This is a genomic window from Caldivirga sp. (assembly GCF_023256255.1).
GTDB lineage: Archaea > Thermoproteota > Thermoprotei > Thermoproteales > Thermocladiaceae > Caldivirga.
In genome coordinates this window covers 1-21,617 of record NZ_JAGDXD010000032.1, presented here as the reverse complement: position 1 = coordinate 21,617, position 21,617 = coordinate 1, and the positions used below count along the sequence as shown (strand labels likewise).

The following is a 21,617-nucleotide window of genomic DNA, read 5'->3' as shown; positions in this document are numbered from 1 at the left end:
GTGAGTCAAATATAAATAGTTGGGGTACATGAGCTGCTTGTGAAGGTTCTCATACTTGGTATAGATGGTTACTTGGGTTGGGCGCTTGCGCTTAGGCTTGCGAGGAGGGGTCATGAAGTTATTGGTGTTGATAACTTCTACACTAGGAGGGCTGTTGAGGAGGTTGGTTCATGGTCTGCATTACCAATATTAAGCATGGAGGATAGGGTTAAGGCTGTTGAGGAGGTTTATGGATCAAGGTTAATTTTCCATGAGGCAGACGTCACTGACTACGACTCCGTAAGGCACATTATTGACGCGCACAGGCCTGATGCCATTGTTCACTTCGCTGAGCAGCGTTCAGCCCCATACTCCATGATTGATGTTAACCACGCCTCCTACACAATGGTGAATAACCTTAAGTCCACCCTCAACGTGGTTTACTCAATAAGGGACATTAACAGGAAGATTCACTTACTTAAAATGGGTACACTAGGTGAATTCGGTTACCCAGCCTTTAAACTACCTGAGGACGCCTTCATTGAGGCAGTAATAAATGGCGTTAAGGATAGGATACTTGTACCTAGGTGGGCTGGTTCATGGTACCACTGGAGTAAGGTATTCGACTCCTTCATGCTTGTTTACGCTAATAAACTATGGGGCATAACAGTAACTGACTTCCACCAGGGGCCCGTTTATGGTACGAGGACTAGTGACATTGTTTCCGATGAATTATTCACGAGGTTTGATTTTGATGACGTGTGGGGTACTGTGTTCAATAGGTTTTGCGCAGAGGCGGTTGTGGGGCATGAGTTAACGGTTTACGGTAGTGGGCTTCAGAAGAAGGGCTTCACGTCACTTGAGGATACTATTGAAGCCCTAACGCTCCTCCTCGAGAATCCCCCAAGCGACAGTGAATACAGGACGGTTTACCACTATAGGGAGATACTTACGCTCAATAGTATTGCTGAGTTGGTTAAGGAGGCAAGTAGGGAAGTGTTAGGTTACGAGCCCCAGGTGGTTCATTTACCTAACCCTAGGGTGGAGCCTGAGGATGACTTAAATTATGAGCCTGAGAGGAGGGTGTTGCCTAGGTTAGGCATGTATGGTTTAAGGAGGAATATGAGGGATGAGGCTAAAGGTATATTAAGGGACTTAGCTAAGTATAGGAGTAGAATTGAGGCTAAGGCCAATGTTCTTAAGCCGAGGATTAAGTGGAGGACTTGAACTAACACTGACGGGGTAGTACGCGTATACATTTAGGTAACTTAAGTATTTCAAGCTCGGTGTTAATTCCATCAATAACCTCATCATTAACCTCATACCTAATGCTCTTCATTAAGTAATCCCTAACCACCCACTCAGGTACGTTAAGCCTACCAGCTACCTCCCTAATTAGTGGTTCAGGGTTAACCATGAATGAGTTAAGTGACCTCCTAATACCGTTAATCACCCTCATTAACTCACCATTATCCGCACCAATCCTCGCAACCATAACAGCATAGACGAGGGGTTTACCAATCCTCTCCTCCCAAAGTTCCCCAACATCAACAATGTAGGGTAAGCCCAATGCAGTCATCCTTAGGGCTTCATCTCCAATAACCAACACGCCCTCATACCTCCTTAAAGCATCATAGGGGTCTGAAACCCTCTCGAAGCTCACCCCCATTAGTGCTGATAATGCACCAGCATTAACGCTAGTGTCCTCTATGGCTGCGTAACCCCTACCGGAACCCCTGAAGAGTCTCGCTGAAAGTACAGGCCCCTTACTGTATACCGCGAAGTACGGGACCATGTTGATTACATCACAGTGGTGGGCAGCGTATGTTAATGGTACGAAGGCTACGTCAACCTCCTCCTCAAGTATGAGTTTAATTGACTCATTATTACTAGTGGGTACTGGGTTTAAACCGGAGTATTTGAATAATGGATCACTATGGGCGTACTTAAGCCTAGCAACCCTCATTAATTCACCTCAATTAACCTCGTGTGAAACGTATCCCTAACCATTGGTCTCCTACCAACCTCCCTAACAATGTGAGCTAACTCAGCCACCGTAGTTGGCCTTAAGGGTTCACTTGAGCCAGCCTGCCTAAGCACCTGTTCATTAATCATGGTTCCAACTAAGTCATTAGCCCCAGCCAGTAGGAGCGTTGAAGCCAGCCTCTTACCCACTGAGGTCCAGTAGGCCCCAATCCTCTTAATAGTTCCACCAAGCACTATCCTTGACATTGCAGTAACCTTAACATCCAATTCAACGGGTGCAGGACCCTTAACTAACCCATCCCTATACAGTTTAGTGTTCCATGGAACGAACTTAATAGGAATGAAGAGTAGTATTCCATTAGTCTCCTCCTGCAGCCTCCTTATTGAGAAGAGGTGGTCTATTATGTGGTGTGGCTCCTCCACGTGCCCATACATCATTGTTGCGTTACTCCTCAAGCCTAATTCATGGGCCTCATGGGAAATCCGCAACCAAGCCTCAGCGTTAAACTTGTATGGGGTTATAATCCTCCTAACATCCTCACTAAGGATTTCAGCCCCACCCCCGGATAATGCATCTAATCCGGCAGTCTTAAAGCGTTCAAGAACCTCCCTAGTACTCATGCGCCAAATCTTAGCGTAGAAGTCCACTTCAGCCGCAGTCGGCCCCTTAATTGTGACTTCAGGGGCAGCCTTCTTAACGCTACTGAATAACTCCTCAAAGTACTCAATGGTTAAGTCAGGGTGAAAGCCACCGTTAATGTGCAGTTCACTAACACCATAATTAGCCTTAGCCTCAAGAACACCCTTAACAACCTCCTGGGGACTCCTCAAGTAGGCTTCAGGGTGGCCCTTAGGCCTGTAGAAGGCGCATATTGGGCATTGCGCCACACAAACGTTAGTGTAATTAATAACAACATTATTAACAAAGGTCACTGTATCCCCCGTCACCTTCACCGTTAATTCATCAGCCACCTTAGCCAATACCCGGAAGTCGCATTGAGTGAATAGGCTTAAGGCATCTGTTTTACTAACCCCATTGGCAACCGCGTTCCTAACATCATTAATGGTGCACATTATTGACTACTATTGGACTAATTTAAAAAACTTAACCCAATAAATCCAGGTTAGTGAACCCTTGAGTTAAAGTTAAAGAACCAAATTTAACTTAATAACCAATGAGTCAGGCATTGGAGAAGGCCCTTAGCGGTGAGGAGTTGAAGCCCCCTGATATTGAGGAGCTCCTTGAATTGAACCTATGGGACCTGGGCATGGCTGCAGGGGAATTAACCAGGAGGTTGTTTAATGGTGTGGTGACCTTCATACCAAACCTAATACTGAATTACACCAATGTCTGCACAATAGCCTGCAGTTTCTGCGCCTTCTACAGGCCACCTAAGCACCCTGAGGCATACACTATGAGTGTGGATTACGCCGTTAAGCTTGTAACTGAGGTTGATTCAGCCTTCGGCATTAGGCAAGTGCTGGTGCAGGGTGGTATTAACCCTGAATTAGGCATTGAGTACTATGAGGAGTTATTCAGGGCTTTAAAGGCTAGGCTCCCCCATGTCGCTATCCATGGTTTAAGCCCCATTGAGGTTGATTACCTGGCTAGGAAACACAGGATGAGTTACAGGGAGGTTCTTGAGAGGCTTAAGGCTGCTGGAATGGATACGCTAGCTGGGGGTGGTGGGGAGATACTGGTGGATAGGGTTAGGAGGATTATTGCCCCACATAAGATTAGCGCTGACACTTGGTTAAACATTATGGAGATTGCCCATGGGTTAGGTATAATGAGTAATGCAACAATGATGTATGGGCATGTTGAGTCTAAGGCGGACTGGGCTGAACACTTATATAGGATAATTAGCCTACAGAGGAAGACCCACGGTTTCTTATCCTTCACTGCATGGAATTTTGAGCCAGGTAATAGTGAATTAACGAATAAGGTTCCCTACCCATTAACCTCAGCCACATTACTTAGGGTAGTGGCGGTGGCTAGACTAGTGTTTAAGGGTGAGTTACCTAACATTCAATCAAGCTGGTTAACCAATGGCCTTGATGCAGCCCAGTTAGCGCTTAAATTTGGTGCAAACGACTTCGGTGGAACACTATACGAGGAGAGGGTTATACCGGCTACTGGGTTGGGTAAACCAACATTCACAAGGGATTACGTAGCTTCCCTAATTAAGTCCACTGGGTTTAAGCCAGCTGAGAGGGATAATTGGTACAGGGTAGTTAAAGTTTATGATTAAGCATTATCGCTCATTAGTAAGCATACCTCATTAATGCATTAATGATGCAAGCAAACTCGTTAGCACATTTATTAAGATGCTTTAAGTGAATAGAATAATGGAATCACTGTAGTATTGTGTTTAATAATTTATTCTATGTATTAATGCGTAGTTAAACTTAAAACTTGTCTACAATACAGTAGTTTCAGATGATTTAATTGGCCAGTAGTGAAGAGGTTACTTGTAGTGATCAGTCAATTGCGTGTACAGGATACGTAATTAGGAAGATTAGTGAATTAAGGGAATTAAGTAAAAGAGGCGTAAGGATTATTGTTATTGGCCCACCTCGTTCAGGTAAGTCAACGCTAATTAAGCTTGCTGGGTTAAGTGCCCAAGCTATTGATGATGTAGTCAGTAGTCGTGAGAAGCAGCCGAGGGATCTCACCAGGTTATTTAGGTCATTCTTGAGTAGATTAAGCACTGGTATCAATGCATTAAGCATTAGTGATGCACACAGAGCCTTAAAGGAGGCTGGGATTGAGGATAAGGCTGGGGTAATCGTTGAGCATGTATTTAATAGGCTTGGTTACGTACCTGAACCAATAATTAGGCACTTAGTGGAGACGTATAGGAAGCATGGTAAAGATGCGGAGACTACGTATTACTGGATGGGTGATGAAGAGGCCCTTGAATTCGTTAAAGAGATTGAAAGAAAAGTAGGAGTAAGTTCAAGTAGTGCACCTGAGGACCTACTTAAGTTAACTCGATTCAATTGGCTTGGAATCAAGTACCACGTACCTAGTTTACTTATCCTAGGAATCTCTAATACTAGTGAACTCATTAGGCAGTTGGAAGCATACGGTAGATTAGCCAGTAGACTCGGCTTAAGGAGGAGTATCGTAGAGGGTATTGGGGCTGGTGCATTAGGTGGCTTAATAAGCAGCGGCGCCTGGGTAGTAAGTTCAAGGGAGTTTGAAGAATTAGCCGAGAAATTAGCAGCCTTAGCATCCAGAATTAGTGGCGTAATGAACATTATAATACCCAGTGTGGGTTCACTGGTTGGCGGCGTAGCTAGCGCCATAGTGAGCACCATTATTGCTAATTCAGAATCAAGGTCATACATTGATGAACTCATCCAGGTTGCTGATGATTGGGGTAAGCTTAACGAAGACCTTAGGCGCATATTGTCCTTTGAGATTAGCCAAGCAATGGGCCTAAATTCCATGGATGTCTACAGCTTCTTCAACATGCTTAGCAATAGGCAGGCGCTTGATAATATTCTAGGTAGGTTAAGTGCAATTAAAGATGAGGTTAATAGGGAAATTAAGGAGTTAAGGGATACTGTTAATAGGCTTGAATCAACCTTAAAGGAGCATGAGAGTAGGTTAAAGGGAATTGAGGAGTTAATTAGGGTTAGTAGACTTGAGGGTGAGGTTTACAGTAAACCAGAGGATATGGGGGTTAACTTGGATTCAATGATTATTGATGTTCATGGGGAATTAAGGCATTTAGTGTTGACTGACAGGTTCATTGAATACAGTGGTAGGGTGATGGATGGCTTAAGGGAGGGTAAGGTGGTTTTAATAAGCGGTAGTAAGGGTATTGGTAAATCAACCCTAGTTAAGTATACGTTATCTAAGGCTCTTGAAAAGAACCTAATCGATTCAGTGATTCAACTCAATTATGTGCCAATTAAACCAAGCATTGATGCCGTTAGTAAGGGTATTGGCCCAAGGATGGTTATTCTATTTGATCCATCGGAAATGGGCTTCTACACTATTCAATCACCTAAACCTGAGGAAAGTGTCGTAACTGTTGATGACTTAACCAGGTTCATTAAGTTTACGGCAATTCTAAGGAGGGTTTCAGGGAGGAGGGGATTTAAGGTACCTATTGTTCTTATCCTATCAAATGACTTGAAGGATATTGCTAAGGATGAGTTGAGTGAATTAGGTAGTGAGTTAAGTGAGGTAGCTATTGATCTAAGAGACCCAGATCTATTGAAGGGTATAATACTCAATTACAGCGGCTGTAGTTTAAGCGAGGGTGAGTTAGTTAATTTAGTGAATGGTTTCAATAAGGGTAATGAGCATGTTAAGGGTATTATTGACTACGACTCCTACACCCTCATGGCCGTCTACGTTGGTAAGGCGCTTAGGGAAAACGGTTGCAGCGTTAATGATGTTGAGGAATTACTAAGCAAGGGCGCTGGGGATGCTGCATCATTCATGAGGTATTACATTTACGAAGGCTTATTGAATCAACAGGACTTGAACACTAAGAGGAGGTTTACTTACCCACTCATAATTCATGCTCACTTGGGTGAAATGCCGATTAGGTGGGCTATGGAAATACCAGCTTATATTGAGGGCGATTCAACCGAGCTTGATGCATCCCTAGCTGAATGGGCATCAATTAGGCATGAGGATGTTGTTGAGGAGGCTATAAGAGGATTAATGAACCTCAACTTAAGTGGCCTAAGTAAGAGTAGTAGGGAGGCTATTGAGGAGGCCTTAGCCTGCCTTAAATGCAGAGAACAGGGTGAAGGCATTAGGTCACTGGATGAAACCCTTAAGTTAACTGCAGGTTACTTGGCAGGCAGATTGGTTAAAGCAATGAGCAGTAATTGCCTAACCGAGACCACTAGGCTATTAACCTTAATTAGGCTTGGTATTCACCAAGACTCCAGCGAGTTCAACTGTAACCTACTAAGGAGACTAATGTTCCTTGGTTCACGCATACCTGAGGCGGTTAATAAGGTCATTGAGTACGATGGCTTCATTAACATGTTAAGGAACCTACTTAGGAATTATAACTTATGTAATTTAATTAAAGCTAATTTAAGTGATGTTAAGGGTACTGGTGAAGTCACCGATAAAATGCTACTTAACCTACTTGGCTTAACCTGGGCGGCTACGGTAAGTGGTGAGGCTAAGGAATGCGCAGCCGAAGCCTTCACTATACTTCATGAGGTTGTGCATAGGTTGCCTGCGTATGCAAGATCAATATACCTGGAGTTCAAGCCTCTGCTAAGTGTAATTAAGGATAATGAGGCTGCATTAAGGGCTGCTTCAAATTACCTATGGAGGCTTGCTGAAAGCCACGTGATTGACTTCGAGGATTACTTAATGAGTAACGTAGGGTTAATGATTAAGGACCCAGTGGCTGCAATTAATACTGTTGAAATCTTAGCAATGCTAGCTAGGGATAAGGACACTGGAGAGGCGATTAAAATGCTGGATAGAGGTATTAGGCTTATTGAGGAACTATGTTCAACTAGGCCAAGCGCCTGTAGTTTAGCTAAGGCTGAGGCCTACCAAAGTATTTCAGAATCCTACGAGATTCATGGCTACTACGACGAGGCTTGGGGACTCCTCAATAGGGCTGAGTCAGCCTTCAGTGAATTAACAATGAATGATGATGTTAGGCAGTACCTGGAGAGCTGGTACGTGGGTCCTCCTGAAGCCTCATTAAGCTACTTCATTAAGGAGGGCTTAGCCTTCATAAACTATGAGAGGGGTAGGGTAATGTTCACTAAGGCCAAGTTCAATGAAGCGGAGTCCTACTTAAACAAGGCTGAGTCAGCATATAGGGAACTGGGGCTTGAGAAGGAGTATGAGTTCGCATCAATGGCCTTATCCACAAGGTCCAGGTTCCTAAGGTACGGTGACTTAGGTGAGTTAATTAAGGGTTCAGGTGAACTCTGGGTTAAGGCTAAGAATAATATTGATAAGTTAACCCCAGAATTAACCTCAGCACTGGCTTCACAATACTTAACTGCACTGGCTATTGGAGGAGGCTTAACTGAGGAACTGTTTAGGGAGTTAATGAGTAGTATCCAGGACCTGGAGATAATGGCCTTAACAGCCCCAATCCTCTCCTTAAGCCTAGACAGGATGATTAACTTTGAGGATGAGTACAGAAGCATGATGATTAAGCATGCTTCAAGTTACCTTAAACCAGCCCTTGAATTAACCTACGGTATGGTTAATGAACATGAGGCCACCAGAGAATGTGGAGAATTGAGTGAACATAAGGATGAATGCCTAGAATTAGTGTCCCATTTAAGAGACGGTGGAAGCAGATTATTGCTAGGTTCCTTAAGGAGAATCATTAAACCTGAGTTAGTAAGCGAGGTTGAACAGTTAATGAGCCTAAGTGGCGTTAATACTGCTATTGAGTTGATTGCCGCTAATAAACCATCTTTAAGCCACCTAGTGACCCTTAACCATTTAGTTAAGGGTGTGTTGAATAATGATGTGAAGCATCTTATGATTACTCAGACTGCGTTACACTACTTCAGTGAACTACACAGTGGCTCCTACATTAGTGTATTGATGAGGGGGCTTAATGAATTAATTAACCACTACATTAATGGTAATAGTAGGCTTAATGACATTAATTTAACGCTCCTTAAGCTTCACCTATACTTACTTCCAGTCTAGGGTTAAGCCCATTAAGGGGATTATGCCTCATGTTAGCGCTATGATTTAATCATACGTTGAGGCTCCTGTACATTCTAATCCACGTGTATAGGCTCTCCCCACCAGCCACTAACTTATTCTTTAGAATATTGTAGGCTGAAGTATAGCCCCTGTAGACTAGGTAAGCGTAGTAGGCGTTTATCTTAGCCCTAATTATGTTTGGCTTACTGTTTGGGCTAGTTAAAATACTTAAACCATACCTGAACTTATTCCTGGTCTCAACATCGGAATTATTAAGCTTCTCAACCATGACCATTAATTGATCTATGAATTCACTAATGTAGGCGTCGTAAGGCGCCTTAACACTCCCCCTTAACACTTCAAGTACAGCTTTCTCATACTCTTCCCTAACCTTAGCCTTAGTGGAAGAATCCACGTTAAGTTAAACCCCAATTAACTTTAAAGTTTTAACTCATGGTAACATAACCACCAGCATTATGACTTAGTAATAACTCAATAAAAAATTAAGGACTTTAACTCATCACTTGTGTATGTAGTATTCACCAGGTTTAGCGTATATGTTACTTGGCTTAATTAATGAACCAACCACTACCAGGAGTGCACCAAGCATCATTATTAATGAACCAGTTAAGTATGAGTAGGGTGAACCCACTGTTGCCTTAACCAGTAGGGCTAAGGCTAATGAACCAAAGGGCCCAATGGCAGCATTAATGTTCCAACCCAGTGAAACCGCGGACCACCTACTCTCCACTGGGAAGAGCGCCGTGAAGTACATTGTCTGTGGGGCTGCGGCTAAGCCAAATAATACGCCTGTTATTAATGAGGCGTAGTAGGCGCTTGGGCTTAGGGCAAAGGCCAGGTAGACTGCTGGCGGCGCAGTTAAGGCCAGTAGTATGGCTGGGTAGAGGAAACTCCCCCTAACACCCGTTTTAAGCACCACTAAGCCGCTTAGAACCTCACCTATAACTGCCCCAATACCCCCGTAGACTACTAGCCAATACGCGTAAGTATCGGCGACCTTAGCGCTTACTCCTAGACTGGGGGCAATGAGTCTTGGTAGTACGTACGGCCAGTAGCCTAAGCCACCGTAGTAGTATATTGTTAAGCCTAGGTTTATCAGTATTAGGATTAGCATGTTTACTCCCCAAACCCTCCTATTGGCTAAGGGAACCTTCCTCAATGAACCTGATTCCCTAGCCTTAAGCCACTCTGGGGATTCAATACCAAATACCCTAATTACAAGCGCCACTAGCGCTAGCACGGCACCTATGTAGAATAGTATCCTCCACCCACTAGCTACAAAGGCAGTGTAACCTATACTTCCCTCAACCAGGATGCTTATTGCCCCTGCTAGGAAGACTGCCCAGGATAAGCCACTGTACATTACACCATTGAGTATTGGCTTCCACCTGGGGTTAACCTGCTCAAGGGCCCAGGTAGCTCCACCACCAGCTTCACCGCCAAGTCCAATACCTTGGATTAACCTAATTACGTATAGGGCAATGGGCGCTGCAATACCTATTTGAGCGTAGGTGGGTAGGAGACCAATAGCTAAGCTGGCTGCACCCATTAACGCTGCATCAATGGCTGCGGTAGTCCTCCTACCGAACCTATCTCCAAGGTAACCGAAGATTAATGCGCCCAGTGGCCTTGCGAAGTATGTTATGGCGAAGGCGAACCAAACAGTGACTAGGCTAAGTCTAAAGACACCCTCAAGTATTTGGGAGAGGGTTGAGAACACTATTATGTCATAGTACTCGAGGCCCCATGCAAGCATTGTTGATACTGAGGCTAAAGTGTAGTACCTTGCCTTAACCTCACCCGTTGACACGGGGCATGTGTTGAGTAAGCTTAATAAGTGTTTCTGGGTTATTGGATTTGGGTTTTAAGAGCCTTGAATGACTCCTCAATAACCCTAATGGTTTCATCAACCACATCCCTACTATGAGCCGCTGAGGTGAAGTTAACCTCATATTGACTTGGGGTGAAGTAAACACCCCTACTTAACGCCTCCCTGTGGAAGGCTAGGTAAAGCTTCTCATCACTTGCCCTAACATCCGCAGGGGTCTTCACGTCACCATTCTTAAAGTAGAATTGGAACATTGAAGCCACCCTCTTAACCACCACGTTGAAGCCGCTTCTTGAGGCCGAGTCAAGTATTGCCTTGGAAACCCTCTCAGCAGCCTCATTAGCAACCTCGTAAACCCCACCACCCTTAATCACCCTTATGGTGGTTAACCCAGCTATTATTGATATTGGGTGAGCATTAAAGGTACCTGCATTATAGACTGGGCCCTGGGGAGTAACCATACTCATTACATCCCTCCTACCCCCAAAGGCGCCTATTGGGAACCCTCCCCCAATTATCTTACCCAGCGTGGTTAAGTCCGGCTTAATGTTGAATAAGCCCTGTGCCCCACTTAATCCAACCCTGAACCCGGTTATGACCTCGTCGAAGAGGAGTAGCGCTCCATACCTTTCAGTTAATTCTCTCGTTGCCTTAATGAACCCCAGTTCTGGTATTATTAGACCATAGTTACCTGCTATAGGCTCCACTAGGAGTAGCGCTATTTCGCTTCCATGCTCCCTGAAAACCCTCTCCAAGGCTTCAACATCATTATAGGGGACTACTAGGGTGTACTTCACGGCGTCATCAAGGATACCTGCGCTTGTTGGAACACCCCAGGTAGCCGCTCCGCTTCCCGCCTTAACTAGGACATAGTCGAATGCGCCGTGGTAATTACCCTCGAATTTAACAATGTACTTTCTCCCAGTAAACCCCCTAGCCAACCTGACAGCATTCATCACTGCTTCAGTGCCAGTGTTAACGAACCTAATCATTTCAACGCTCCTCATGTTACTGCTAATTTCCTTAGCTAACTCAACCTCATTACTTGTTAATGCACCGTAAAGCCACCCATCCTCAAGGGCCCTCCTAACAGTCTCAAGGACGGTGGGGTGCCTGTGCCCTAGGATTAGGGGGCCAAAGCCCATGCAGTAATCAATAAGCTTAGCATCCTCAATCGTGTAGAGGAATGCGCCCTCAGCCCTCTTAACAATAAGTGGAGTCGGCAGATGCTTCATTGCCCTAACCGGACTATTAACGCCGCCTGGGAATAGGCTTAACGCCTCCTTAAATAATTCAGCCGCATCAGTAGCCATGATTAGGGTTAAGCTGTGGACGGTTAAAGCTTTCCTCAACGAGCTAAGTGGGATTACGCTTTAAAGACTTATTATAAGCCGGTTACGTAATGGTTGTTGGATCAATATACTTAACACTACTGGAATTCTCAATACTAGTGACCACTGCAGAATCCCTCAGCCTAATACTAGCCAAGTACAAGTACCCAAGCATTGTGGCTGAGTTACTGACTGGCATTGCCCTAAGCCCCTATGCACTGGGTGGGGTCCTTAACACCCTATTCCACGTTAACTTATTCTCAATAAACAACTACGTCATATTCCTATCAGAATTCTCAGTAATACTGCTTCTCTTTGCTTCAGGGCTTGAGCACGGATTATCCTCACTTAGGAAGGGTGGGTTACTTGGGTTAATGGCTGCTATAGCCGGTGCGCTAGTCCCTTACATTATTGTCTACTGGTACGTTAGCAGCATTGGCATTGGCCAAGGTGCAGCATCCTTCATAGCCTTATCAACGGCACCCACCAGCCTAGCTGTGGTTGCTAACATCATTGAGAGGGAGAGGCTTCATTCCCTCCCAAGCACAGGTGTACTCATAGCCGCTGCCTCAATGGACGACGTAGTTGCACTCATGCTGCTCTCCTCATTATACGCTAGCCCTAATGCCGACTCAATGATGGGGTTCACGCTCCGCGTCATTAAAATATTGATACTTTGGGTAATCTTCCTAGCATCATCAATAATAGTAATACCCAGGCTACTTAATAGGATTAATGAGTACTTAATGGTTTACGCATCACTCATAGTGCTTTTTGGGTTTGTGGTTTCAATGGTATCCTTAGGTTTCTCAGCAGTCATAGCATCATTCATAGCTGGCGTGGCGGTGGCTGAAAGTAAGGAGGCAAGTAGGGTTAGGGCATCAATTGATGCTTTACTAGCCATATTTGGTTCAATATTCTTCATAACCATAGGTCTCCAGATGGATTTCAGGGTAATAACTAATGCAACAGTCATTACCCAGTCCTTAATAGTCTCAGCATTAGCTATTGCGGCCAAGATGATTGGGGTTTACCCATTCGCCTACGTTAAGTTAAGGAACCCAATAGGTGCATTAACCGCATCACTAGGTATGATACCTAGGGGTGAAATGGGGTTAGTGATTGCCTCAATCGGCTTATCAAGCGGCATACTGGACCTAAGCGATTATGGTTTAATACTAATAATGGTTCTTGCAACAACAATAATAGGTTCACTTCTCTATAGAAGGAGTACCGAATTTGGTTTTTAGGTAATTTTTACTCACACAATGTCTTAACTGAATCCTCCCTTAACTTCCTATTTAATGCTAATGGTTCTATTTAATAATTATTAAGGTAGAAAAATTAATTAAAGCCTTAAGATTTTAATTAAACATGTGGTTATTCACTAAGAGAAGTGAGTATAATTATATTGAATTTGATTACGAGCATTTAACTGATTGGACAATTAAAACTAGTGATATTGACCACACCTTCAATGTGTTTAACACGTATGTTGACGCATCCAGGGATTACGTACTTGAGTTTGCTGTTTTAAAGGTTTGGAGTAAGGCTGATTTAAGGAGAATCATGAATATCATTAGTAGGCATAGGAACATTAAGGCTATTTTAGGCATTAAGCCGCTTAACTACGGTTATCCCAAGAATATTCAAATTGTACTTAAGGGTGATGCAGGGGATAGTACAAGGTACATGGCCCATGTCCTAGGCGGCATTGAGGTTAAGGCAATTTACGAGAACGGTATTGAACACTGGGGTTTCATCTTCCCAAGTAAATCATCAACATCAGCATTCATAGACATGATTAGTAGGAACGGTAATGTCAATCACGTTAATGTAGATAAAATTAACATTAATGATTTAATGCCAGCGGTAATGAGTAAAGCACTGCTCCTCCTAAGCCCCAGAGAGTTAAGAATAATGAGGCACGCATACAGAAGAGGCTTCTTTGAGATTCCTAGGAGAATTAAGCTTGATGAATTAGCTAAAGAATTAGGCCTATCCAAGGCTACATTAGATGAATACATAAGGAACAGTTTAAACAAAATAATAAGAACACTATTTAACATTGAGGACAATAACTCTTAAACCTTAGCTCAAATCCCTAAACAAGTGAAGAAGAAAATAATTTCTAGTGATTTTTAAGCAGGACTAAAATACTTATCTTCTTCTTAGTGCTATTATTGCTGCTATTACTATGACTATTACTATTATTCCTGCTATTAATGTTGTTGATACTACTGGCTTAGTCACGGTTACTGTTGTTACTGCTGTTGTTGTGGTTGTTAATGTGCTTGTTGATGTGACTGTTGAAGTGACTGTGGTGGTGGCTGTTGTTACGGCAGTGGTTGTTGTAGTAGTGGTTGTTGTAGTTGAAGTGGTCATGGTTGTCACTGGAGTGTACGTTGTGTGGAAGTATGAGGCTATGCAGGCCATGTTGAAACTGCCTGGTGATACTCCTAGGAAGGATGCGTAGTTTGCGTACTTAGTCCATAGGGAGCCATTAAGCATGGCCTCAGCTAAGGGAGGTATTACGCCGGGTGGGGTGATGCCGCCGAAGAATAATGGACCAGGCATCCAAACACCAGCCTGTAGCCCAATAATCTGCTGTGGTGGCATTATTACGAATTGAGCGAATAGGTTAGCTGGACCAATAGGCATTTGAACACTCGGCGCATTAGAGCATTTATAAGCCCAATCAATATCATAGACGTGTGGATCAACCTGCTGAGGCTCAAGCTTCTCACCCCACATTATCTGAGGTACGAAGTATTGCCACCATGCGAATAATACTTCCGTCGCAACCTCATACTCTTTACTCCCTGGTGTAGCTGCATAGTACACTAATTCCAAGTTACTCACATTAATCCAACCTAACGTACTATTAATGCACGTTACCAATGTTGCATTGGGTAATTGAAGCGAAGGCAGGCTTACTGGTGTGCATGTACCGTTAGGCCACTGGAATGGGTAGGCAAGTGAAGTGTTTATGAATAGGTTGCTGTCAAATGGATTAACCCATGATGTGAAGCCTGTGTAGTAACTTTCAATCCCAGGACCGAAGTAATCCGCTGCCTGGTAATCACCAGTAATTAAGATTCTACTAGGATACGTGGCTACATCCTCACCAAGTAGCTTAGTGGGTATTCCAAACTCAGTTAATTCTACTGTTGCAGTCGACATGGAGGTCATTTGGTTAGTGAACTGGGCTGGGGCCATTAACGTCATTGTTATTGGTTGGCCACTTGGTGTATACCATTGGCCATTCTTCTCATAGAATCCTGCACTCTCAAGTATTTCAGCAGCCTTACTCCAATTAACGTTAAACGTAACTATAAGGCTACGCACGGATTGTGGGAAAGTACTAAATATGTAATCTGGGCTAGGTGTATTATGCCACATTGGCATTATCCATGATGAATTCGGTACACCGGGTAAACCCCATGAAGCAGTTATGGCAGTTCTATTTAGGACATACAGTAATGCTTGCCTAAACTTTAAGTTAAGCCACATGTTGTTTGTCGGGAAGTTATAGGGGTTAATTGCAATACCATACGTGGAGTACGCATATAGATTAATGTTCTCGAAACCATGCTGCATGACGGTCTGAATCTGGGATGAACTTAAACCAACATAACCCCAATTAGACTTACCGGCAATTTCAAGGGCTAAATCTTGAGTATTACCACCAGGGAATATTGAATCAACCTCTGGGTAATAACTAAAGGTGTTGAATGGGAATATCTTAACCCAAGTAGCCAATAGGGGTATGCCGTTAAAGTACATTGGCTCAAGTTTCTCAACCATAGTGTTAGTACTGATGAACGTTAAGTAATATGGGTATAGGCTCCAGTATGGTGGAACGAACTCAGTTACATTATTAGCATAAGTTAAGGCCTGCGCCGCACTAACTGTCTTAAGCTTATCCACTATGGGTTTCCAAGCCTCATATGGTGTTGATATTGCTGTTGTAAGTATGAAAATCCATTCAGTGGGGCTCCACTTCTGGAATAGGAATTGTATTGTGTAGTTGTTTATTACTCTAACATCTTCATCAGCGTACTGGGGCTGCATGAATGGGTAAAAGTACTTAAACACCTTAACGCCAATGTAGAATTCTGTGTAAACGTCCCAGGCAGTGAAGGGCATTACTGCAGTACCATTAAACCAGTAAACATCATTCCTAAGGTAAACAGTAAAGACACCTGAACCATTAGGAAGAAGCTGAATACTCCAATTCCTAGCCAAAACAGGCCAAAACTCATTAGTAATAGGATTATAGAGAGCCATAGGCATCCACGTACCTAAAGTACCAATTAAATTACCTGGAGTGTAAGGATTCCATACAGGTATTCCAGGGGAGTAAATGTAGGTTGATGACTGTGAATTAATGGCGGTGAACTCTTGTGCATAAACTACACTAGATAACACTATTGCTAAAGTTAACATCCCTAGAGCTACTATTATTGATTTCATCATTAAGTAGTAGCAGTAGTGATTTATAAATATGTATTAATACAATTGTACGATACCTCATCATTACCAAGTATTTCAATAGTATTATATTAATATGCTAATAAATATTACTTTGATTAATAATACTTTATATTAAGTCCAAGGATCTAAACGTCCATAAGCAAGGTTTCAATCTCTAAGCGCTATATCACATACCTGCATTAATGCTGCATAATTATTAGGGCCTTAAAGGTTATATACCGTTAATAATGTTACTTAAAGTAACTGAAAGCGGTAAATAATAATCCATTAAGCAATGAAAACTCACCTACCTTAAAAATCACCTATAACCTCTCCTCTTCCAAAGCCTACTAGTCCAGTCAACCTAAGTTAACCGTATTCTGAGGTAAACTAAGAATCCTCATTCAATACTTTAAACCTGCCTATACTCCAGAGTAATCATGGTTGTTGGTGTTAGGTTTAGGTTGGAGTTAGGTGGTTTTTGGGGTTTTAGGCTTGATCCGAGTGATGCTGGTGAGTCTGGTGGTTGGTTTAGGGGTTTTGAGGCTTCCGGTAGGGTTTATGTGCCGGCTAGTTGGAATGAGCAGAATCCCGATTGGGATCAGTACTCTGGTGTTGCTTGGTATGAGTATGATTTTCACGTGCCTAGGGAGTTTAATGGCTTAACACCATGGCTTGTATTTGAGGGTGCTGGTTACTTAACTAGGGTTTGGGTTAATGGGGAGTACCTTGGTGATCATGAGGGTTCATTCACGATGTTCAAGTTTAAGGTACCTAGGCTGAATTATGGTGGCTGGAATAGGATCACCGTGAAGATTGATAATACGTTAAGGCCAACTAACATACCACCCGGGGAGGGCTTGAACTCAACATACTTCGACTTCTTCCACTACGGTGGTATTCATAGGCCTGTTTACCTTGAGTTCACGCGTGACTGCTTCATCGATGATTTAATAGTTGTTACTAGGCATGATGGTTACCTTAGGGTTGAGCCAACTGTAAACTGCAGTAGGCCCTATAGCCTAAGCATTGAGCTTACCGATGAGTCTGGTTCAGTGGTTTACAGTAGGGCTTCTGGGGGGTCTTTTGAGGATTACGTTAAGGGTGTTGAATCATGGTCCATTGAGCACCCAACGCTCTACAGGTTGAGTGTTAGGTTAATTACGGGTGGTGATGCTGTTGATGAGGTTATTGAGAGAGTTGGCTTCAGGACCTTTGAGGTTAAGCCAAGTGGATTCTACCTTAACGGTGAGTCAATATTCCTTAAGGGCTTCGGTAGGCATGAGGATTACCCAATATTCGGCAGAGCCCTACCTGGCCCAGTCTTAATAAGGGACTTCTACAACATGAGGAGGCTTAACGCGAACTCCTTCAGGACAAGCCACTACCCATACTCCAACGCCCACCTTGATTTAGCTGATGAATTCGGGATGCTGGTAATCCTAGAGGCACCGCTTGTTGGGCTTAGGGATATTCACTTCAAGGATGCGGCCTACTTGGAGAAGGCTAAGAGGGTTATTAGTGAGATGGTTAGGCAGCATAGGAATAGGCCAAGCGTAGTCATGTATAGTGTTGCTAATGAACCAAACAGCACTATTGATGAGGCTAGGGTGTTTCTAGGTGAGTTAATTAAGCATGTTAAGGGCCTAGACCCAACTAGGCCAGTCATATACACTTCACATAGGCACCTTGAGGATAAGGCGCTAGGCCTAGGTGATGCACTAGCCCTAAACACCTACTTTGGCTGGTATAGTGAGACTGGTGATGTTGAGGCTGGCGTGGGTAGGCTTATTGAGCTTATTGAGAAGGTTCACTCAATGATACCGGATAAGCCAATAATAATAACGGAATTCGGGGCAGAGGGGTATCCTGGACTACACCATGAACCACCAGTAGCGTGGAGTGAGGAGTACCAGGAATTATTCCTAAGAAGGTACATTGAGGAATTAGCAAAGAAACCATACGTAAGGGGACTACACATATGGAACTACGCAGACTTCAGGACCCCACAGAACCCAAGGAGAGTGATACTGAATACTAAAGGATTATACACTAGGGATAGGAGACCCAAGTTAGCCACTAGGACTGTGGCTGAGTTATTCTTAAAATTAAAGTAACATTATCATAACCATCCCAATTCCTTAACCCTATCCTTAACGTTACAGAGGTATACGTTCAGTTTCCCACCCTTATCTGAAGTGAAGACCACGTATTCGTCGTTTGGTGTAAATATTGGGTGGGGGTGCGCATCATTAGTCCATGATGAATCATGCCTGCAGAGTAATGTCATATCAACCTTAAGCTCAACCTCATTATATTTAATTAAGGCTATGTACTTGTCCCCATCCTTAAAATCACCAGTTAAGTAACCCCTATCCCCAACAGCCATCTTAGCCGTACTATTAGCCTTTATGTGCCCTGGCTTAGGGCCTGGGTACTTAAATAACCTTAAATCTGACCCATCAATGTTAATGAACATGTCATAGTAAACCCAATTACCACTACCTGGCCTTGAACGCTTACCATACTGTGCAATTACGCGTCCATCATTCGTGAAGAATTCATGGCCAACCATCTCAATGAGACGCCTCTGCACATATAGTGGCCAATACTCATAGGTATCAGCCTTAACAATATGCATTCTCTGAACCAAGTACCAGGGTCCCTCATGATTAAATAGGATCACGTTAGGGTCAATCGGGTTAATGTTAACGTGAGTAATCCATTCATCCTCACCCCAAATAACGTCGGACTCATTCCTTGCAGTGTTAAGCCTAATTATAATGCTCCTGGGCTTAAGGAACATATTTAACTTGAAGCTTTCCCTAACCTGAAATTCACTGAACCTATCCTTAAACACTTCGCTGTAGGCAAAGGCTATGTAGTTGCCGTCGTTTGAACAGGATAGTATTGATCCATTAAAGTTCCTTGGTATTTTATAAATGATTTCATCGCTTAAGTCATCTATATGAATCCTCTTAAGTACACCACCCTTAACCCAGTAGTAGATGACATTATGTACAGCGTCTAGGCAAGGCTTACTGGGTGGGGTGCCTCCAGGGTCTTCTGTTAATTGAATGGCCTCATTATCGTAAAGCCTAAGTAGGAAGAGTTGCCACTCACCTTTAACCATTGAGGAAATAACCATGGCCTCACCACCTCTCGTGAATAAATTCTGAGTAAAGTATGGATGCCTTGACCCACCCAAATCGCCTGTAAGGTTAATAACCTGAACCTTAGTCTCAGGATCAGCGTACTCAATTGGCTTCAACCTAATGACAGTACCCTTAACCATACTTACCACCCATTAGCCTGCATAGTAGAATGAAACCTCAGCTTCACAGGGCAATGGCCTACTGGAGGCATTAACTAACTCATAGTAGGCCTCCGTTAGGTTGAAGTATGTTATAGCACCATTTGATATAACCTTCACTGTATGCCAACCCTTAGGTAAATTATATAAGTTAAGCATAAACCATGTTGCAGTAAGGTTAGTGGCGATGACCTTACCATCCAATATTACGGTGAAGCTACTTGGAGCCTTACCAACGTAAGCCCACCTAATGGGCATAATGTAGCCATTTAACACAATATAATTTTTTGTGGTATTTAATACTGATGACTGCTGCGTGTATATCGTGTAATTATTCAGTGGGTAAGCAATAGCCATAATGGTTGCATTAGGTGTCTCACCACTGTAAAGCATTATTAATGCCTTCAAAAGCACAAGGTAATAATACCCCCATCCACCCCGCCACTTACTCATGCATCCTGTACTGTTTAGAAACGTTGGCTCAATATCCTGCGAATACTCTGGACTATACTGATCTAGGTAGGGTCCAGTTGAGTGTAGGCATTCGCCGGAGAATTGATTCCAGTCACTCACAATTATGAATCTAGGCCTATAGATCATTGGGATAACCCACTCCTGAATCAAAGTTGCACCATTCTCCCTACCCACAGCACCCGGCGCAGTCCACCCAACATCATTAGGCTTAATGTCTGGGAAGAAGGCTGTTGAAACAGTAACAGCTAATGATGAACCATTACAATGCACAACCACCGGCGTTAAAATACCATCCATCCAACTCCAGTAACACCATGGATTACCGTGGTAAGGCTTCCACGGCGGCGCATTCATAATATTCTCAAGGTGAAAGCCCATGAAGAATATTGTGAATCTAGGATCCTTAAACGTGTGGTTAGTGAAGCTACCGTCAAGCATAACTAGGACTGGCTTACCATCATAGTAGAATAGTGAACTGTTTAAATCAGGGTTCTCAACATAGTGCGTATATATCCAGTTAAGTATGTAGTTTAAGACTTGGATACTAGCCCTATGCGGCCCATTATCAATACCCACAAGGATAATGACCTTAGGGTGGGGTAAGTGGGCTAAGTCCATTTCATGGTAAACCTCAAGTAACTGCGTGGTATGGTCAATGTAAAGCCAATTAATCCACGTAATATTATTAACCATTGTTGCTGGACTCCAGTCAATTAAAATCGCATCAACACCAGCCCAACTTAACCATAACGCCTCCTGTTCAATAATCGCTGATGTATTACTCCAGTAGGCAGTCAACGGTACTGCCTCACTGGATAATCCGTATGATGGGAAGAAGGGTTTATACTCCATCACAATGTAGGTGTGTTGCTTCGAAACCATAGTTTCCCCTAAAGGCGAGGTAATGCGCATAATGATAAGTAACCCCACGCAAATAATGACTACTACTGCTACAATAAGGATTACCCACCTAGTCCCCATAACTTAACTCCACCAAAGGATACTTAATATTAATAATATAGCATCTATTCAACCCCTAATGCAATAATGTAAATTTAAATTAAACACAATTAAACTCAGCTAAACTCAATTATTATACCACCTTAGATACATTATAGTTAGCATTGTACATCGTCTGAATATGACCTTATTAGGCAGAAGTAATTACCTATTAGTCTGGTGAGCACATGTTAAGTAAAAGTCATGGTTCAATGGGGGTTAAAGTAGCCTATGGTTTATTACTAGTTTTAATAGCACTCCTAGTACTATCCGTTAAAGCGGTTTATGCCCAACAGACTCAAATAACGGCTGCTATACCCACAACTATAGTTTACGCCCCAGGTGTACCAGTCTGGAACCCATATGACCCAGACAATTTAATGGGCCGTGCTGAAACATGGACAGCATTAGCAGCATACAATACACTTAATGGTAAGTGGTGGCCACTACTAGCTGATAATTGGAGTGTTCAAGTTCTTCCTAATGGTTCTGGTGTTTTGACTGTTTATCTTAGGCGTGGCTTGTATTGGTTTA

At 43.2% G+C, this 21,617-nt stretch carries 14 protein-coding genes and 1 pseudogene; 7 read left to right on the top strand and 8 right to left on the bottom strand.

All coding sequences use genetic code 11. The annotated features are described in order from the left end of the window. Positions 1-39 precede the first annotated feature (39 nt). On the top strand, positions 40-1,206 hold the full coding sequence (gene agl3, locus Q0C29_RS05615; RefSeq protein ID WP_291999682.1) for a UDP-sulfoquinovose synthase: 1,167 nt from the start codon (positions 40-42) through the stop codon (positions 1,204-1,206). Between the two features lies 1 nt (position 1,207). Here the strand turns inward: agl3 and Q0C29_RS05610 are convergent, their stop codons facing one another. Further along, a complete protein-coding gene (locus Q0C29_RS05610; protein ID WP_291999681.1) occupies positions 1,208-1,945 on the bottom strand; it encodes an MqnA/MqnD/SBP family protein in 738 nt (245 codons plus the stop codon). Beyond that, positions 1,945-3,039: a CofH family radical SAM protein gene (locus Q0C29_RS05605; protein ID WP_291999680.1), complete on the bottom strand. Its 1,095-nt coding sequence runs from the start codon at positions 3,037-3,039 to the stop codon at positions 1,945-1,947. Before Q0C29_RS05605 ends, Q0C29_RS05610 begins: the two co-directional genes overlap by 1 nt. Before the next feature lie 101 nt (positions 3,040-3,140). Here Q0C29_RS05605 and mqnC point away from each other — a divergent pair, with 101 nt between their 5' ends. Continuing rightward, a complete protein-coding gene (gene mqnC / locus Q0C29_RS05600; RefSeq protein WP_291999679.1) occupies positions 3,141-4,217 on the top strand; it encodes a cyclic dehypoxanthinyl futalosine synthase in 1,077 nt (358 codons plus the stop codon). Between the two features lie 197 nt (positions 4,218-4,414). Further along, positions 4,415-8,641: a hypothetical protein gene (locus Q0C29_RS05595; RefSeq protein WP_291999678.1), complete on the top strand. Its 4,227-nt coding sequence runs from the start codon at positions 4,415-4,417 to the stop codon at positions 8,639-8,641. 49 nt (positions 8,642-8,690) lie between these two features. Here the strand turns inward: Q0C29_RS05595 and Q0C29_RS05590 are convergent, their stop codons facing one another. From Q0C29_RS05590 to hemL, 3 genes are all read right to left on the bottom strand, one after another. Next, entirely contained in the window at positions 8,691-9,056 is a 366-nt protein-coding gene (locus tag Q0C29_RS05590) for a hypothetical protein (protein ID WP_291999677.1), read from the bottom strand. A gap of 105 nt (positions 9,057-9,161) precedes the next feature. After that, positions 9,162-10,472: an MFS transporter gene (locus Q0C29_RS05585; RefSeq protein WP_291999676.1), complete on the bottom strand. Its 1,311-nt coding sequence runs from the start codon at positions 10,470-10,472 to the stop codon at positions 9,162-9,164. A gap of 38 nt (positions 10,473-10,510) precedes the next feature. Next, the gene (gene hemL / locus Q0C29_RS05580; RefSeq protein WP_291999675.1) at positions 10,511-11,803 is read right to left on the bottom strand and encodes a glutamate-1-semialdehyde 2,1-aminomutase; all 1,293 of its coding nucleotides are present in this window, start codon (positions 11,801-11,803) and stop codon (positions 10,511-10,513) included. 89 nt (positions 11,804-11,892) lie between these two features. Here hemL and Q0C29_RS05575 point away from each other — a divergent pair, with 89 nt between their 5' ends. Both Q0C29_RS05575 and Q0C29_RS05570 read left to right on the top strand, forming a co-directional pair. Continuing rightward, a complete protein-coding gene (locus Q0C29_RS05575; RefSeq protein WP_291999674.1) occupies positions 11,893-13,071 on the top strand; it encodes a cation:proton antiporter in 1,179 nt (392 codons plus the stop codon). A gap of 124 nt (positions 13,072-13,195) precedes the next feature. Beyond that, entirely contained in the window at positions 13,196-13,909 is a 714-nt protein-coding gene (locus Q0C29_RS05570; RefSeq protein WP_291999673.1) for a helix-turn-helix domain-containing protein, read from the top strand. Positions 13,910-13,981: 72 nt separating this feature from the next. Here Q0C29_RS05570 and Q0C29_RS05565 read toward each other — a convergent pair whose 3' ends face one another. Continuing rightward, a complete protein-coding gene (locus Q0C29_RS05565; RefSeq protein WP_291999672.1) occupies positions 13,982-16,297 on the bottom strand; it encodes an ABC transporter substrate-binding protein in 2,316 nt (771 codons plus the stop codon). A gap of 440 nt (positions 16,298-16,737) precedes the next feature. Between Q0C29_RS05565 and Q0C29_RS05560 the strand changes: the two genes are divergently transcribed. Beyond that, positions 16,738-18,414 carry a glycoside hydrolase family 2 TIM barrel-domain containing protein gene (locus tag Q0C29_RS05560; RefSeq protein WP_291999671.1) on the top strand — a complete coding sequence of 559 codons (1,677 nt, stop codon included), beginning with the start codon at positions 16,738-16,740 and terminating at the stop codon, positions 18,412-18,414. 5 nt (positions 18,415-18,419) lie between these two features. Here Q0C29_RS05560 and Q0C29_RS05555 read toward each other — a convergent pair whose 3' ends face one another. Further along, positions 18,420-19,592 (bottom strand): oligogalacturonate lyase family protein, encoded by a 1,173-nt coding sequence (locus Q0C29_RS05555; RefSeq protein ID WP_291999670.1) that lies wholly within the window; start codon positions 19,590-19,592, stop codon positions 18,420-18,422. 12 nt (positions 19,593-19,604) lie between these two features. Next, positions 19,605-20,966 (bottom strand): hypothetical protein, encoded by a 1,362-nt coding sequence (locus Q0C29_RS05550; protein WP_291999669.1) that lies wholly within the window; start codon positions 20,964-20,966, stop codon positions 19,605-19,607. 305 nt (positions 20,967-21,271) lie between these two features. On the opposite strand from Q0C29_RS05550, the pseudogene Q0C29_RS05545 reads away from it, so the two are divergent. After that, positions 21,272-21,617: pseudogene (locus tag Q0C29_RS05545) on the top strand (ABC transporter substrate-binding protein); the annotation flags it as partial.

What these genes read in the sequence shown, in the direction of transcription:
- Q0C29_RS05610 (WP_291999681.1), bottom strand. Translation starts at nt 1,945, where the DNA reads ATGAGGGTTGCTAGGCTTAAGTACGCCCATAGTGATCCATTATTCAAA.
- Q0C29_RS05605 (WP_291999680.1), bottom strand. Translation starts at nt 3,039, where the DNA reads ATGTGCACCATTAATGATGTTAGGAACGCGGTTGCCAATGGGGTTAGT.
- mqnC (WP_291999679.1), top strand. Translation starts at nt 3,141, where the DNA reads ATGAGTCAGGCATTGGAGAAGGCCCTTAGCGGTGAGGAGTTGAAGCCC.
- hemL (WP_291999675.1), bottom strand. Translation starts at nt 11,803, where the DNA reads ATGGCTACTGATGCGGCTGAATTATTTAAGGAGGCGTTAAGCCTATTC.
- Q0C29_RS05575 (WP_291999674.1), top strand. Translation starts at nt 11,893, where the DNA reads ATGGTTGTTGGATCAATATACTTAACACTACTGGAATTCTCAATACTA.
- Q0C29_RS05570 (WP_291999673.1), top strand. Translation starts at nt 13,196, where the DNA reads ATGTGGTTATTCACTAAGAGAAGTGAGTATAATTATATTGAATTTGAT.
- Q0C29_RS05565 (WP_291999672.1), bottom strand. Translation starts at nt 16,297, where the DNA reads ATGAAATCAATAATAGTAGCTCTAGGGATGTTAACTTTAGCAATAGTG.
- Q0C29_RS05560 (WP_291999671.1), top strand. Translation starts at nt 16,738, where the DNA reads ATGGTTGTTGGTGTTAGGTTTAGGTTGGAGTTAGGTGGTTTTTGGGGT.
- Q0C29_RS05555 (WP_291999670.1), bottom strand. Translation starts at nt 19,592, where the DNA reads ATGGTTAAGGGTACTGTCATTAGGTTGAAGCCAATTGAGTACGCTGAT.
- Q0C29_RS05550 (WP_291999669.1), bottom strand. Translation starts at nt 20,966, where the DNA reads ATGGTTTCGAAGCAACACACCTACATTGTGATGGAGTATAAACCCTTC.